Below are 13,524 nucleotides of genomic sequence, written 5' to 3' on the forward strand. Positions count from 1 at the left end.
ACATGGGTGTACTATTTTTCATTATCAATTATCAAATTACTTTTAGGAGGATTTCTTTATGGATTTTTTTATAGTTGATGTATTCGCAGAACAAAAATACGAAGGCAATCAATTGGCTGTCTTTATTCCTGATAAACCTTTATCAACAGAAGAAATGCAAAAGATCGCAAGAGAGATGAATTTTAGCGAAACAACATTTATTTTATCCGATAGGCACAGCAATGGAGGGTACGATGTTCGGATATTTACTCCTGATATAGAAATCCCTTTTGCTGGTCATCCAACATTAGGAACAGCTTTTGTTATTCAAAAGCAATTAGAAAATAACGAAAGTAATCAAGTAATCTTAAACCTTCAAGTTGGACAAATACCGGTAAATTTCGAAGGTGAACAACTTATAATGAAGCAAAATCAACCCTCTTTTGGAAGGATTATCTCCGAGGTTGATAAAGTCGCTGACATTCTACAGATTTCGAAAGAGGATATTGATTCGCGCTTCCCCATTCAAATTGTTTCAACTGGGCTACCAGCTGTAATCGTTCCTCTTCGTTCGTTGGATGCTGTAAACCGTTGTAAAATTAACCATACTCATTTTCAAAATTTCATAAATGACGTGATAAAGGCTAATCTTCTTGTTTTTGCACATGAAGCCATTCATAAAGAAAATGATTTGAATGTAAGGGTATTTATGAATGATACGGGGTTTTTAGAAGACCCTGCTACTGGTAGTGCTAATGGGAATTTGGCGGGCTACATAATTTCACATAATTTATTTGAAAGCAATAATATTAATTATCGAGTTGAGCAGGGGTTTCAAATGGGGCGCCCATCCATATTAACTGTTCAAGCTAAACAGCTTTTAGATTCCATCCAAATCAAAGTAGGCGGTAAAGTTTTCTTAATTGCTAAAGGAGAATGGTATTGAAACTGGTCCCGTGCCATCCTTAGGTTTTTTGACTCTATCTGACATACATTTATTAAGAACACCGTCACGATCCAAGAATACTGCTTTATTCATGCATCCTCCTAATAATGCTGGCATCACCTTATATTAGTTTAAACCATCTGCTTCTTTTATTGGTGGTGGGAATTTTTAATAGCAGAAACTAGGCGCTCCTAACGGTTTTGTTCGTTAAGGGTGCTTTTTTTTCTATAAATGAGTTTGGATTTGCATTTGGAGCTAAACTTCTCTATAATATAGGAACAAATGTTCTTATTTAGAGGTGAAGTCATGGAAGCAAAGCATCTATCCCTCAAGCCCGTTGAGACTACATACATAAAGAAAACAGATACAAGACCGCGGCCCGAGAAAGACGAACAAGCTATGGAAGCGCTCATACGCACGCTCGCGGTTGCTATTTTTACGGAGAGGGAAACGATCATTACAGTATGGAGCGAGTATGAAGAACAGTCGTTTCGCGGCATTATAACCGAGCTCGACAAAGTACATAGAACGATCCGTATCGAGAATAACGAGGAGTACTCCTGGATTCCGTTGGAGGATGTGCTTGATATGGTGATTATTACGGATGATCTGGCACCGGCATTTCCCGATACGAATCGGGTTGCTGGCATGCGGAAGGAGTCGCTTTTTCCCTTATGAACGGAGTTCCGGTCATGCTTTGGAGCGTTGCAGAAAACAATACAAAATTTTTAGTTTTTGACTTCAAATTTCGAGCACCTTTTTAGAAAAGATCCTTTATAATCCAACGTAACAGATATAAATACTATTGAAATCCATCAGGAATAGGGAGATGCGGATGACCCATATCAATCATATTAATCTAGCCAATACGACGGGAAACGTGTATTGCTGCCTGCGCAATAAAATTGTGAGATTGAATGAATCTCAGATTACGGATTATTGCAGCGGCTGCAAGATGAATAGAGGAGCGGAGTCTGGGAAGAGCGTTCAATGCTACTGGAATGACGTACGGGATGTGACCGATCCTTATATTGTGGTTGACCCTCAATTGGAGTTTATTAGTATGCAAAATAGAAAGCTAATGATAGAGCTTCCTTGGGGTCATGCCGGAAATGCGCTAGCATAATGAATGATGCAGCATAGAAGAGGGCAGTCTTTCTGATAAGGAAAGACTGCTTTTTTTGTTTTTTAATTAATTTTTTTTATCAGGCCGAGGGCGGATAACCTGTGTATAACCTTGTCCACATTATTCACCCCATAAACATACAAAAAATTACACTTATTAACAGCGTACGCACAGGTTATGCACAAAAAGCTGTGGATAACAGAACGCTTGTTCTATTTTTCTGGACATGTTACTATAATTTTACTTTAAGCGAAGTTAGGTGATCTAAATGAGATTGATGAGCAATGAGATTTTAATCGATTCGTACTTCAAGGCTTTGAACCTCAAGTTGGAGCAGGAATTTGTCGAATTGTTGTTAGAAGAGATCAGACGTCGTCAGCTTAATTTGGAATACTATTATAGCGAAGCCAAGGTCAATTGACCTTGGCTCTTTTTTTGATAAATTCCGAAGCCGGCAAAGCATCTATTGGCGAAATCTGCCGATTCTTTTCAACTCTTGAAAGGCATCCTGGTTCAACAACACATCCCCTGCGGCGCAAGTATCATTCAACTGGTCTAGGGTTCTGCAGCCGGATATCGGGAGCACGGGAAAAGGGTGGGCAAGGAGATACCCTAGAGCCACTTGGCTCATAGACAGGTGCAGCCGTTCCGCTAGGGTCTCGACCGCTTTAAGCTTACGGAGATTGTCCTCGTTACACAGCTTCCATACTTTTCGGTTATCCGGGGTTGGCTCCTGCAGCTGATCCACCGTATAGCGGCCGCTGAAAAAGCCGTTCGCCTGCGCGTTATAAGGAATAACGGGCAGGCCTGTGCGCTCATAATAGGCAAGCTCTTTCTCATCCATCGAGACCATGGTGGGATCGTTGCCCTGCGGGTAGGACGCCAGGCTCCATTTGATTTGGCTGGCTGCGAAGCTCTGCAAGCCTTTGGCTTCGGCATACTGACGAGCGGCCTCAATGCGCTCCGACCTCCAGTTAGAGCAGCCGAAATACCGGATTTTCCCTTGGCTGACATACTCATTCAGCATGTCTATTATTTCTTCGACCGGCCGGCTCGGATCATCCCGGTGAAGCCAGTACAGATCGATATAATCGGTCTGCAAATTCAGCAGGCTTTGCTCCAGATCATGACGGATATCCTCCTCGGTCAAACGAGGGATATGCATAGTGTCCAGGTCAGGATGAGCGCCTTTGGTCGCCAGAATCACCTGACAGCGGCTGCCGCGCAGCTTCATCCATTGACCTATCGCCTTCTCGCTCCGGCTTCTTTCCCCGGGAACCCAGTCGCTGTATACCTTAGCCGTATCCAGAAAGCTGCCGCCATGGGAAAGGAAGCGGTCCATCAGGGCAAAGGATTCCTCAAGTGTAATCGATTCTCCAAAGCCGGACGTTCCCAAGCAAATGACGGAAGGAAACAATGCCGTTCCGGGTATCTGTCTAGTCTTCATAGGGATTGAGCCTCCAAATGGGAATGGTTATGTATAGGAAGATAATATCTACCCAAATTATAAGGAAACCGCTTCCGTAATGTAAGAGGTTACATGAACGTGGATTAGTATACGGAAGGTAAGGGGGGGATCCCTGGGCTCGACAAAGTTACTGCTGCCAGCCGAAACGGTTCCAGCAGAAAAAAAGACGCTTCTATATGTTGAAGTATCAACAACTTTTCATGCTGCTGCTGTGGCCGGGGGACAATTTGGCTTTCGGATCAATGTATACCTTCGCATTGTTAATAGCCGTCGGGGCTTCGCCAAAGCCTACGGCAATGAGCTTGAGCTTCCCGGGGTAGGTCGTAATGTCGCCGGCTGCGAAAATCCCCGGAATACTTGTTTCCATTCGGGAATCAACGACGATAGAGCCGTTATCGATGTCGAAGCCCCAGTCGGCAATCGGTCCGAGAGAGGAAATAAAGCCGAAGCTCACGATCACCGCATCCACATCCACGTCGAATGTTTCCCCAGATTTGCAATCCTTAAGCGTAGCCTTCGTGATAGAATCTTCGCCGTGAAGAGCTGAAATTTCTTTGGGCGTGAGCACCTCAACCCTGGAGTTCATCAAATTCTCCACGCTGTGCTCATGGGCGCGGAATCTGTCCCGGCGGTGAATCAAGGTTACTTTCTCTGCGATCGGCTCCAGCATGAGCGCCCAGTCGACGGCGGAATCGCCGCCTCCGCTGATGAGCACCTTCCGGCCGGCGAACCTGCTGAGGTCGTTGACGAAGTAGTGGAGGTTCTTCTTCTCATACCTCCCGGCTTCAGGCAGCTCTAGACGCCTTGGCTCGAAGGCGCCGACGCCTCCGGTAATAATGACGGTTTTGGAATGATGAACGCCTTTGTCGGTGGTTACTTCAAACAAGCGCTCGTCCTTCTTCTCTACCTTCAGCACTTTTTCCTCCAATAAAATATCGACGGGAAAATGCTTCATTTGCTGCTCCAGATTATGGACCAGCTCCATGGCGGTCACTTTAGGAAATCCGGCCACGTCGTAGATATGCTTTTCCGGGTACAGAGCGGCCAGCTGGCCGCCCAATTGAGGCATGCTTTCAATAATTTTGACCGATGCCTGGCGCATGCCGCCGTAGAATGCGGCAAACATACCGGCCGGACCGCCGCCAACGATGAGAATATCGACAACTTCATTTGGCATTGCTCGTTAACACCTCCGGGACTTGATCACCAAGGATGGAATGATAGATGAAAAAGACAACCGTTCCATCCATATCGGAAAAATACGGGTTGGCAAAAACGTAAGTTTGAGCATGTAAAACAAGCGGGTCAAAGGGGCAAACTCCTTGCACTGTCTCGATTTATTCCGGCGGGAGGAAGCAAAATAATACTTGCTATTTAGTCATATAAATTATATTATGTCATGAGAACTGATTATAAGCTGACTGCAAATAAAGAACAAAAATGTTTTTTATTTTTAAAGATTTCATTAAAATCGATGGGCTTGAATCCGATTTTTAAATAACTTTGTGTAATTTTTCACAAACGTTTTTGTACTATCATACAATATAGAAAATAACGTGATGGAAGGGATTAAACCATGAGTCGAATACCAAGAATAGTCATTTTGGGAGCGGGATACGGCGGCATTGTAACGGCTATTCGTTTACAGAAGGAATTGAACTACAACGAAGCGGATGTTACGCTGGTGAACAAACATGACTACCATTACATTACGACCCACCTGCATATGCCGGCGGCAGGAACGGATAACCCGGAAAACGCGCGGGTCAATATACTTAAGCTGATTGATGAGTTCAAAATCGATTTCGTCAAATCGACCGTCGTACAAATCCGACCGCATGATAAGAAGGTTATTTTGGAAGAAGGAACGCTGTCTTATGATTACCTGGTTATAGGTCTGGGCGGAGAGCCGGAGACATTCGGTATCCCGGGATTGAAAGAATATGCGCTTAGCATTCGCAGCATTAACAGCGTTCGTTTTATCCGTGAACATATCGAATACCAGTTTGCGAAGTTCAAGCGGGAGCCTTCCCGTACGGACTACTTGACCTTTGTAGTCGGCGGCGCAGGGTTTACCGGCATCGAATTCGTAGGCGAGCTCGCAGACCGTCTTCCGAAGCTCTGCAAGGAGTTCGACGTGGACCCGGCTCTGGTCAAAATTTATAACATTGAGGCAGCGCCTACCGCGCTTCCGGGGTTTGATCCCGAGCTGGTAGAATATGCGATGAATGTGCTTGAGAACAAGGGAGTAACCTTCAAAATTGCCACAGCCATCAAAGAATGTACGCCAGAGGGAGTTCTGCTTGCTACCGGCGAAGAGATCAAATCGGCGACCGTAGTATGGACAGGAGGCGTTCGCGGCAATCACATGCTTGAGGAAGCCGGCTTTGAGACAATGCGGGGACGCATTAAGGTCGATGACTATCTCCGTGCTCCGGGCTACGACCATATCTATGTTTTAGGAGACTGTTCGATTGTGATGAATCCGGAAGGACGTCCTTATCCTCCTACGGCGCAAATTTCCATGCAGCAAGCGGACGTTTGCGCGCATAATCTGGTGGCTTCCATCCGGGGCGAGCAGCTCAAAAACTTTGTCTACCAAAGCAAAGGAACGGTTGCATCGCTGGGACGCGGCGAGGCTATCGGTATTGTAGGCTCGCGCAAAATTAAAGGCGGTACGGCAGCAGTAATGAAAAAGATCGTTGATTTGCGCTACCTGTATATTATTGGCGGCATTCCATTAGTATTGAAGAAAGGTCGATTCTAACTCATGAGACATTGCAGCGTACAAGTACGCGGTTTGCTGACTCGGGAAGAGCTGGACCGTTACAATGCTCTCATGGAAGTCGGTCATTTTCTTGAAACCCAGAACCGTTACGATCTGGTCTATACCGTGCAAAAAGAAATCGATACGTTAATTCTTCCCGCTATCGAGCGTCTGAAGGAGAAATCCCGCCAGCGCGACCGGGATACGGAGGCTTACTTGGCAAGCAAGGCTGATGCAAGCCGGGATGCCCGATTCGAAGACGATGACGAAGATGAATAAATAGTTGTGCTGAATACCCTATGTTTCCGCTGATTTTGGCGGCGGCATAGGGTATTTTTATTGTGTTTACAGGAACGGTGGAGGTGAAAGGCTTCCTTCGAGGGGCCAGAAGAACAGGTAAAAACAGGATTGACACCAAAGGCATACTAGTGTACTATTTCGTTAGTACACTTTTGTGGATGATTTTACCTTTTTTAAAAGGAGGCTGCTCTTTGAAGGTTTGGTGGGTTTTGTTCAAAAAGGAATTGGCCTTCGGGGCAAAATGGTCCGGTCCATTATGGATTTATTTGCTGATCGTGCTGGTCCTTGGAGGGGCGTCCATTTTTTTGTCTTACCGGTTTCAGTCGGGCGCAATGAGCAGCTTATGGCTGATGATCATCTATCTTCATTTTTTTGCCCCGTCCTTATATATGCTCATGAGCTTGAAGAAGGAATGGGAGCTTAGACCTTTGTGGCTGCAGCTGCCCGTTCCGGGATGGAAGCTGCTTAGCGCCAAATATGCCGCAAGTTTACTGGAGTTTGCCATGGGGCTCTTGGTATCGGCCGGGATGTTCTGCTTTACCTATCGTTTGGAGGCTGGAGGGGAAAGCATCAGCGTCAGTCAGCCGTATCTGGCTGAAGCGTTCCATCGAATAACAGGGTTCTTGCAGGGGGCGCATCTTGCTGACCTACTGGAATTTCTCTCCAACGCCATTGGCCTGGCCATCCTACTGGTGTTGATCTATTTGACTGCGGCCTCCTTAACCAGCCAGTTCGGTCCATGGAGATGGCCAATAGCGATCGGTCTGATTGGAGCTGTAATCGGTATAGAGGGGTTATTCGAGCAAACCTCCGTATTCCGGTTCATATTTCAGACAGGGCAAATTACGGTAGAATATGACGCTTCCCTGGGGAGCTATATCTGGATGTGGATCCATTTTGGAATCGGCTTGTTCGTGTCCGTCTGGCTGCTGGACCGTAAAGTGGAGGTGTAGCGGTGGTCGAATCATTTTCCAATACGCATCCGATTTATTTGCAGCTGGTACACCGGATATGCAGGCAAATTGTTCGCCGGGAGGTATTACCGGGAGAGAAGATGCCTTCTGTTCGCGATCTCGCGGTGAAGTACGGCGTGAATCCGAATACGATGCAAAGAGTGAATATGGAGCTGGAGCGAATGGGTATAGTAGAGAGCCGAAGAGGCCAAGGAATGTATGTTACGGAGGATAGCTCGAGAATTGACTTGATTCGGGATCAGCTGATGGAGGAGCTCATCACCCGGTTTGCTGAAGAGATGAAGGAGCTGGGCTGTACGGAGCAGGAAATCGTATCCTGCGTCAAGAGCTTTTTGAAGGCTTCTGATAAGACGGAAGCTTCCGAATCGGCAGTTCAAACGACAAAGGCGGATAAGGAGGAGTAACGGGATGGAGCTGCGGCAAGACCCCATTGTGGTGTTCGAGCAAGTACGGAAGCATTTTTATGGAAGTCCGGCGATCCAGGATATCAGCTTTACGATTCCGAGAGGACAAATTGTCGGGATCATGGGGACCAATGGCAGCGGTAAATCAACAATTCTCCGGCTGATGACCGGATTGCAGAGGCCCAGTTCAGGGCGTGTGCTTCTAAACGGGTCGGAGGCTAAGAGATTAAGCGCTCGGCAAGTCGCCTTCCTGCCGGATCGCGATGTGTTCTATCCTATGCATACCGTGGAGAAGTCGCTGCGCTTTTATAACGAGCTTTTCCCGGATTTTCGGCTTGCCAGGGCATTCTCCATGATTGAGACATTCGAATTGGAGCTCGGCAAGAAGCTGGTTCATTTGTCCAAGGGCAGCCTTGCCCGTCTGAAAATGGTGCTGGCCCTCTCGCGCCAAGTTCCGCTTGTAGTGATGGATGAACCGCTGTCAGGGCTTGACCCTCTGATCCGGGAGTCCATTATTCGAAGTGTCATTGCTTCTATCGACATGGGGGAGCAGACGATAGTGATGACGACACATGAGGTGGAGGAAGTGGAGCCGCTGCTTGACAAGGCGATGCTCATTAAGGAGGGACGCTTGCTTGGATATGAGGATGTGGAGCACATTCGTCAGAACTATGGCGTCGGCCTTGTAGAATGGATGAGACATTCCGCATTTCAGGGGCTGGAGTCCAGCACCATGTAAGAATACTAGAGACATAATCAAAGACGGGAGTAGAGAGAGATGGGGAGAAAAGGTTGGGCGTGGACGATCCTAGGCGTGTTGTTCGCCGCATTCATTGTCATTATGATCATCAAAGCCGATTCCGCGTTTCCGGATACGGGATCGTCAGGGAAAAACAAATGGAATGAGGAGACTGTGCAGGGAAAGGGCAAGGAAAAGATTGTCCAGCTGACTGTCGATGGGGTCATTGCGGAGAAAAGCAGCGGGTTCTCGGGAGGTCTTAGCGCAGGCAGCTTCATCTCGCAGCTCGAGCAAATTCGCAAGGACGATAACGTGAAGGCGGTAGTCATCCGGGTTAATAGTCCGGGAGGCGAGGTCGTGGCTTCCGATGAGATTCATTCGAAGCTGGTCGAGCTTAAGAAGACCGGAAAGCCTATCATCGTCAGCATGGGCTCCATGGCGGCTTCAGGAGGATATTATATCTCGGTGCCGGCTGATTATATATTTGCCAATCCGGCTACGCTGACGGGCAGCCTGGGCGTTATTTTCTCCATACCGAATTATGAGAAGGCGGCGAACTGGCTCGGGTATAAGGAAAATACCGTCAAGAGCGGCGAATTTAAGGATATTGGTTCCCCTCTTCGCGAGATGACGCCGAAGGAAAAGGAAATATTCGAGAAGCTGGTCGATGAAAGCTATCAACGGTTCGTAACCGTCATCGAGCAGGGACGCAAGCTCCCGCGTGAGAAGGTGCTGGAGATCGCGGACGGGCGGGTTTACTCCGGGCAGCAGGCTAAAGCGCTCGGATTGATTGATGATTTCGGCACGCTGGAGGATGCCGTCGCCTATGCGGTCGACCGAACGGGTCTGACGGATCCCAAGATCGTACGCTATGTGAAAGAGCCATCCTTGTCGGAGCTGTTCGGAGGAGCGATGTTCAAGACTTCCTCTCCGGCAGCTCAAGTATTGAAGGAGATCCTGCCGGAAATTTCAGTTGGACCAAGGATGATGTACTTATTGGAAATGTGATGCTAGAAGGCTGTTGATCAAATGAAGGGGGAAAAGGGATGGAATCGCCGACCAATTCGGATTGGACTTGGAACGAAGGGAATAACGCAGCTGCACGGCCTTTGGAAGGGAGGCAATATGCAGGCTTTTGGATTCGCTTTGCAGCTGTTATCATCGACGGGATTGCACTGCAAATTGTATTCAGCATCCTGAACGTCATGTTAGGCTACAGCGCGATGGAGCCCCCGCGTGCCGTATCCGCGCTGGAATCTTTATTATCCTGCATCTATTATGTGGCCATGACAGTCGCTTGGGGGCAGACGCTGGGGAAAATGGCGGTAGGTATCGAGGTGGTCCGCGAGGACGGCCGGCCGAACGGCGTCGGCTGGATCATCCTAAGAGAGGTGATCGGCAAGTTCGTCTCCGGACTGATCCTGTGCATCGGGTTCATGATGGCAGGCTGGGACCGGGAGAAGCGTGCGCTGCACGATAGGATGGCAGGCACACGGGTCGTAAAGGCGGCCAAACGGTGAGATACACCATCGCTTGAGCCTCCGCAGAGTATAGAAAAACGGGCACCAGGAGCTAGCCTCCTGTGCCCGTTTTTCTCGTAACAATCATTATTCGGGGCTCCATGCTGCGAAACTGAATGGGGTGCGAAGTGCGCGGTCGCTCCTCCTTGAAGGCCTCGAGAGAGGTCTTCTTACAGCTTCAGCATAGCTTCCATTTTGGAACGGTCCAGCAAATTGCCGACATAGAAGTCGCCGAATTCGCCGAAGCGGGCGCTGGTTTCGTCAAAGCGCATTTCATGCACGATTTTCTTGAATTGCAGCGCGTCGTCGGCGAACAGGGTAACGCCCCATTCCCAATCGTCTAAGCCGATGGAGCCGGAGATGATTTGCTTGATTTTGCCAGCGTAATTGCGTCCGATCATTCCGTGGGCACGCATGAAGTTGCGGCGCTCCTCGGCGGACAGCATGTACCAGTTATCGTTGCCTTCACGGCGTTTGTCCATCGGATAGAAGCACACATGCTTTGCCTTAGGCAGGATAGGCTTCAGACGGGCCAAAATTTCCGGATCCTGCATCGGGTCTACGCCCGGCTTAGCCATGTAGCCGCCCAGCTCAACGATAGATACATAGGAATAGGTCGGTACCGTAACTTGAGCAAACAAGGATTTATTGAACTGCGTTTCCAGCTCGTTCAGCTCCTCCAGCGTTTCACGAAGGTGCATGAACATGAAATCGGCCTTTTGTCCGACGATGCTATAGAAGGCGGTGCTGCCGAGCTTCTGGTCTTCCGTGCTTTGATATTGTGCCAGCAGGCTGTACAATTCGTCCTCCGCACGGTTTCTCTCCTGGTTCGTCAAGCTTTTCCAGGCCGTCCAGTCAATGGCACGGAAATCGTGAAGCACGTACCAGCCTTCCAATGTGTTTACCAAATCGCTCATGGGGTTACACTCCTTTATATGGAAAATATTCGTTTACAACTTGTTTCATTGTATCGAAATCAAACCCAAAGGGCAAATGAATGCGGCCTTTTTGAGCAGATTGCGCGGGAAAAAAACGTTTCTCTCGTTCAAGAAGCGTTCACTTTACCGGACGAGCAAATTTATATAAAATAAACATAACTATATCTAATGTTTTCGATTAAAAGGAGTTGAACGGCTTGCTGCAGTTGATCATCGTAACGGTACTGTTGTTCGTGTTGTTTTTCGGACTCGGTTTCATATTGAACATGCTGATGAAGACAACCTGGTTCCCTATTTACGGATATATCGCTCTTGTTATCGGGCTTGTCATTTATTGGGGCTGGGAGACAGGGTCGCTTGCATCCAATCTGTCCGAATATTCCTTTGCAGATTACATTCCGGCCATCGGAGGCCTGATCGGGGCTATCATGAGCGGGTCGACCATCAAGTCGCTGCGTCAAAAAGGCTTCAAAATGTTCTAGCCCATTTCATCTTGGAAAGGAAGTGCTGCTGATGAACGGTCAGCTTCGCAAAGACGTGACTCCAGGCATCAAGGTTCAAATCGTTCAGAAGCAGGATCAGCGTACGGGTAAGCTCACACCGGGCATCGTGAAGGATATTTTGACGAATTCGCCAAGCCATCCTCACGGAATTAAGGTTCGCCTCACGGACGGGACCGTAGGCAGGGTGAAGGAAATTATAGCGGAGTAGGTTCAAGCGAAACATGGTGGCGGAGGCATTCCGTTTACCATGTTTTTTTCTTGGGCGCCCCTCTACCAGCTGTCGATTTCTGTGGTAAAATGGAGGTTAATACGTTAGACCAAAGATGGGATTGAGTACATGCGGATTACGAATTTGCTGCATTTTTCGGAATATCATCGTTATTATGTGATGCGCGATTTTTCATTAAGCAGTCTGGATCTGAAAATGCTGTCGACGATTTACCAGCCGATGATCGGTGCTTTTGCTATCAGTCTGTACCATACGCTGTTTCAGCAGCTGCCTGCGGATAAGGTCGGGTGCTCCTTGATGGAGCAGCAGCGCAAGCTGTTCCTCGCTTTGGAGCTGGAAGGCGGGGAAAGGGGACGCAAGTTTTTCATCGAGCAGACATCAAGGCTGGAGGCGATTGGACTGCTCAGAACGAACCGGAGGTTTGCGGAGTCATCGGACGATTATGTCTACGAATACACGCTGTATCCTCCGCTTTCGCCGAACGAGTTTTTCAAGAACCAGCATCTGACGCTGCTGCTGCGTGACAAGGTCGGCAAATATATGGTCTTCTCCTTAAGAGATGAGCTGGTGCTGCCCGAGCTCGATGAGCTTGCGCAGGCCAACTCGGAAAATTTGTCGGTTCCATTCTATGAGCTGTTCCGCTTGAATACCCAGGTCGTCGATTACGAGCTTGAGCAGGCATTATTCGAATCGGCCGCATCCAAGCCTGCGGAGAGGCCGGAGGTCGTGATCAAGGGCTTCCAATACTCGGATATTATTATGCATTTTCCAAGAGAGTCCGTTAACCGCGCTTATGTGGAACGGCTTAAGTATGAGCCTGAGCAAATGGCCAAAATTAATTTTGTCGCCAAGAAATACGGCTTGTACTTGACCGATATGTGCCGCTTGCTTGATGAGGAGGGCGTTTTTGAACCGGATGGTGAAATTGCGCTGGAGGTGCTCCAGCACAAGGCGAATGCCGTGTTCCGTCAGGACAAGAAGCGCAGCGAGGAACGGACGCGCTATATGGCGCGAGTTGAGCAGGGCAGGTCTACGGGGGCATCGGAGACAGCGGGAGCGGTTATCGAGTCTCAAGACAAGGCAGTGGAAATGGAGTATTATCTGGAGGTACCTGATATTTTCCAAGGGGAATGCAACCAGCATCAATATAACTACATTTTGCGCAATGAGCCTTATACGTTTCTTCTGGAAAAGATTTTTTCGAAGGGCACGGTACCGGACGGGCTGCTGGACACGCTGTCCAAAGTCGACTTGAACTATCGCCTGAGCGAAGAAGTCATCAATGTCCTTATTCATTATTTGTACGTGAACAAGCGTTCCTGGTCCAAGGCTTCCATAGAATTCAGCGTCACGGATATGCTGGCCAAGCAGGTCAGTACATACGAACAGGCCGTACAGTATATTCGTGAGCAGACGAAGTATAAGGATGCCAAGGCCTCGCGCGGGGGAAGCCGTGCTCCGGCTGCCGCAGGGAGTCAGCGCGGCGGTACGCGGGGCAAGCAGAAGCCGCAGCTTCCGGTTGTGGGAGACAAGCCGGTCGCTTCCAGAGAACGTACGGCTGAGGAGCGGGAAGCGATGCGCCGCAGAGCGCAGATGCTCGACGGCAAGCTATAAGACGGGGAAGGAGAGCT

At 48.5% G+C, this 13,524-nt stretch carries 17 protein-coding genes; 14 read left to right on the plus strand and 3 right to left on the minus strand.

The window, feature by feature from the left end; translation table 11 throughout:
• Positions 1-58 precede the first annotated feature (58 nt).
• From B1728_RS08005 to sda, 4 genes are all read left to right on the plus strand, one after another.
• Entirely contained in the window at positions 59-925 is an 867-nt protein-coding gene (locus tag B1728_RS08005) for a PhzF family phenazine biosynthesis protein (protein WP_079909685.1), read from the plus strand.
• 306 nt (positions 926-1,231) lie between these two features.
• Positions 1,232-1,603: a YolD-like family protein gene (locus B1728_RS08010; protein ID WP_179135938.1), complete on the plus strand. Its 372-nt coding sequence runs from the start codon at positions 1,232-1,234 to the stop codon at positions 1,601-1,603.
• 157 nt (positions 1,604-1,760) lie between these two features.
• A complete protein-coding gene (locus B1728_RS08015) occupies positions 1,761-2,051 on the plus strand; it encodes a hypothetical protein (protein ID WP_079909687.1) in 291 nt (96 codons plus the stop codon).
• A 268-nt stretch (positions 2,052-2,319) separates the two neighbouring features.
• The gene (gene sda, locus B1728_RS08020; protein ID WP_079909688.1) at positions 2,320-2,472 is read left to right on the plus strand and encodes a sporulation histidine kinase inhibitor Sda; all 153 of its coding nucleotides are present in this window, start codon (positions 2,320-2,322) and stop codon (positions 2,470-2,472) included.
• A gap of 42 nt (positions 2,473-2,514) precedes the next feature.
• On the opposite strand, the gene B1728_RS08025 is transcribed toward sda, so the two are convergent.
• Positions 2,515-3,498, minus strand: a complete 984-nt coding sequence (locus tag B1728_RS08025; protein WP_079909689.1) for an aldo/keto reductase — start codon at positions 3,496-3,498, stop codon at positions 2,515-2,517.
• 208 nt (positions 3,499-3,706) lie between these two features.
• Positions 3,707-4,696: an NAD(P)/FAD-dependent oxidoreductase gene (locus B1728_RS08030; protein WP_079909690.1), complete on the minus strand. Its 990-nt coding sequence runs from the start codon at positions 4,694-4,696 to the stop codon at positions 3,707-3,709.
• Between the two features lie 399 nt (positions 4,697-5,095).
• Here B1728_RS08030 and B1728_RS08035 point away from each other — a divergent pair, with 399 nt between their 5' ends.
• From B1728_RS08035 to B1728_RS08065, 7 genes are all read left to right on the plus strand, one after another.
• Complete coding sequence (locus B1728_RS08035) at positions 5,096-6,286, plus strand: NAD(P)/FAD-dependent oxidoreductase (protein ID WP_079909691.1); 1,191 nt, start codon at positions 5,096-5,098, stop codon at positions 6,284-6,286.
• 3 nt (positions 6,287-6,289) lie between these two features.
• The gene (locus B1728_RS08040; protein WP_079909692.1) at positions 6,290-6,565 is read left to right on the plus strand and encodes a hypothetical protein; all 276 of its coding nucleotides are present in this window, start codon (positions 6,290-6,292) and stop codon (positions 6,563-6,565) included.
• Between the two features lie 212 nt (positions 6,566-6,777).
• Positions 6,778-7,539 (plus strand): hypothetical protein, encoded by a 762-nt coding sequence (locus B1728_RS08045; RefSeq protein ID WP_079909693.1) that lies wholly within the window; start codon positions 6,778-6,780, stop codon positions 7,537-7,539.
• 2 nt (positions 7,540-7,541) lie between these two features.
• Positions 7,542-7,964: a GntR family transcriptional regulator gene (locus B1728_RS08050; protein ID WP_079909694.1), complete on the plus strand. Its 423-nt coding sequence runs from the start codon at positions 7,542-7,544 to the stop codon at positions 7,962-7,964.
• 4 nt (positions 7,965-7,968) lie between these two features.
• On the plus strand, positions 7,969-8,703 hold the full coding sequence (locus B1728_RS08055) for an ATP-binding cassette domain-containing protein (RefSeq protein ID WP_079909695.1): 735 nt from the start codon (positions 7,969-7,971) through the stop codon (positions 8,701-8,703).
• 39 nt (positions 8,704-8,742) lie between these two features.
• Positions 8,743-9,711 carry a signal peptide peptidase SppA gene (sppA, locus tag B1728_RS08060; protein WP_079909696.1) on the plus strand — a complete coding sequence of 323 codons (969 nt, stop codon included), beginning with the start codon at positions 8,743-8,745 and terminating at the stop codon, positions 9,709-9,711.
• Positions 9,712-9,749: 38 nt separating this feature from the next.
• Positions 9,750-10,223, plus strand: a complete 474-nt coding sequence (locus B1728_RS08065; protein WP_079909697.1) for an RDD family protein — start codon at positions 9,750-9,752, stop codon at positions 10,221-10,223.
• 170 nt (positions 10,224-10,393) lie between these two features.
• Here the strand turns inward: B1728_RS08065 and hemQ are convergent, their stop codons facing one another.
• The gene (gene hemQ, locus B1728_RS08070; protein ID WP_079909698.1) at positions 10,394-11,140 is read right to left on the minus strand and encodes a hydrogen peroxide-dependent heme synthase; all 747 of its coding nucleotides are present in this window, start codon (positions 11,138-11,140) and stop codon (positions 10,394-10,396) included.
• A gap of 218 nt (positions 11,141-11,358) precedes the next feature.
• Between hemQ and B1728_RS08075 the strand changes: the two genes are divergently transcribed.
• The 3 genes from B1728_RS08075 (at position 11,359) to B1728_RS08085 (ending at position 13,507) form a co-directional block, all read left to right on the plus strand.
• A complete protein-coding gene (locus tag B1728_RS08075) occupies positions 11,359-11,643 on the plus strand; it encodes a YuiB family protein (RefSeq protein WP_079909699.1) in 285 nt (94 codons plus the stop codon).
• A 31-nt stretch (positions 11,644-11,674) separates the two neighbouring features.
• Positions 11,675-11,872, plus strand: a complete 198-nt coding sequence (locus tag B1728_RS08080) for a YwbE family protein (RefSeq protein ID WP_079909700.1) — start codon at positions 11,675-11,677, stop codon at positions 11,870-11,872.
• Positions 11,873-12,001: 129 nt separating this feature from the next.
• Entirely contained in the window at positions 12,002-13,507 is a 1,506-nt protein-coding gene (locus B1728_RS08085) for a replication initiation and membrane attachment family protein (protein ID WP_079909701.1), read from the plus strand.
• Positions 13,508-13,524: the final 17 nt, after the last annotated feature.

The sequence above is a fragment of the Paenibacillus sp. 32352 genome, assembly GCF_002042965.1.
GTDB lineage: Bacteria > Bacillota > Bacilli > Paenibacillales > NBRC-103111 > Paenibacillus_S > Paenibacillus_S vulneris.

Bases quoted from the DNA above. Each gene is read 5' to 3' on its own strand.
- sda (WP_079909688.1), top strand. From the start codon at position 2,320: ATGAGATTGATGAGCAATGAGATTTTAATCGATTCGTACTTCAAGGCT.
- B1728_RS08025 (WP_079909689.1), bottom strand. From the start codon at position 3,498: ATGAAGACTAGACAGATACCCGGAACGGCATTGTTTCCTTCCGTCATT.
- sppA (WP_079909696.1), top strand. From the start codon at position 8,743: ATGGGGAGAAAAGGTTGGGCGTGGACGATCCTAGGCGTGTTGTTCGCC.
- B1728_RS08030 (WP_079909690.1), bottom strand. From the start codon at position 4,696: ATGCCAAATGAAGTTGTCGATATTCTCATCGTTGGCGGCGGTCCGGCC.
- B1728_RS08035 (WP_079909691.1), top strand. From the start codon at position 5,096: ATGAGTCGAATACCAAGAATAGTCATTTTGGGAGCGGGATACGGCGGC.
- hemQ (WP_079909698.1), bottom strand. From the start codon at position 11,140: ATGAGCGATTTGGTAAACACATTGGAAGGCTGGTACGTGCTTCACGAT.
- B1728_RS08005 (WP_079909685.1), top strand. From the start codon at position 59: ATGGATTTTTTTATAGTTGATGTATTCGCAGAACAAAAATACGAAGGC.
- B1728_RS08010 (WP_179135938.1), top strand. From the start codon at position 1,232: ATGGAAGCAAAGCATCTATCCCTCAAGCCCGTTGAGACTACATACATA.
- B1728_RS08040 (WP_079909692.1), top strand. From the start codon at position 6,290: ATGAGACATTGCAGCGTACAAGTACGCGGTTTGCTGACTCGGGAAGAG.
- B1728_RS08065 (WP_079909697.1), top strand. From the start codon at position 9,750: ATGGAATCGCCGACCAATTCGGATTGGACTTGGAACGAAGGGAATAAC.
- B1728_RS08085 (WP_079909701.1), top strand. From the start codon at position 12,002: ATGCGGATTACGAATTTGCTGCATTTTTCGGAATATCATCGTTATTAT.
- B1728_RS08015 (WP_079909687.1), top strand. From the start codon at position 1,761: ATGACCCATATCAATCATATTAATCTAGCCAATACGACGGGAAACGTG.
- B1728_RS08055 (WP_079909695.1), top strand. From the start codon at position 7,969: ATGGAGCTGCGGCAAGACCCCATTGTGGTGTTCGAGCAAGTACGGAAG.
- B1728_RS08080 (WP_079909700.1), top strand. From the start codon at position 11,675: ATGAACGGTCAGCTTCGCAAAGACGTGACTCCAGGCATCAAGGTTCAA.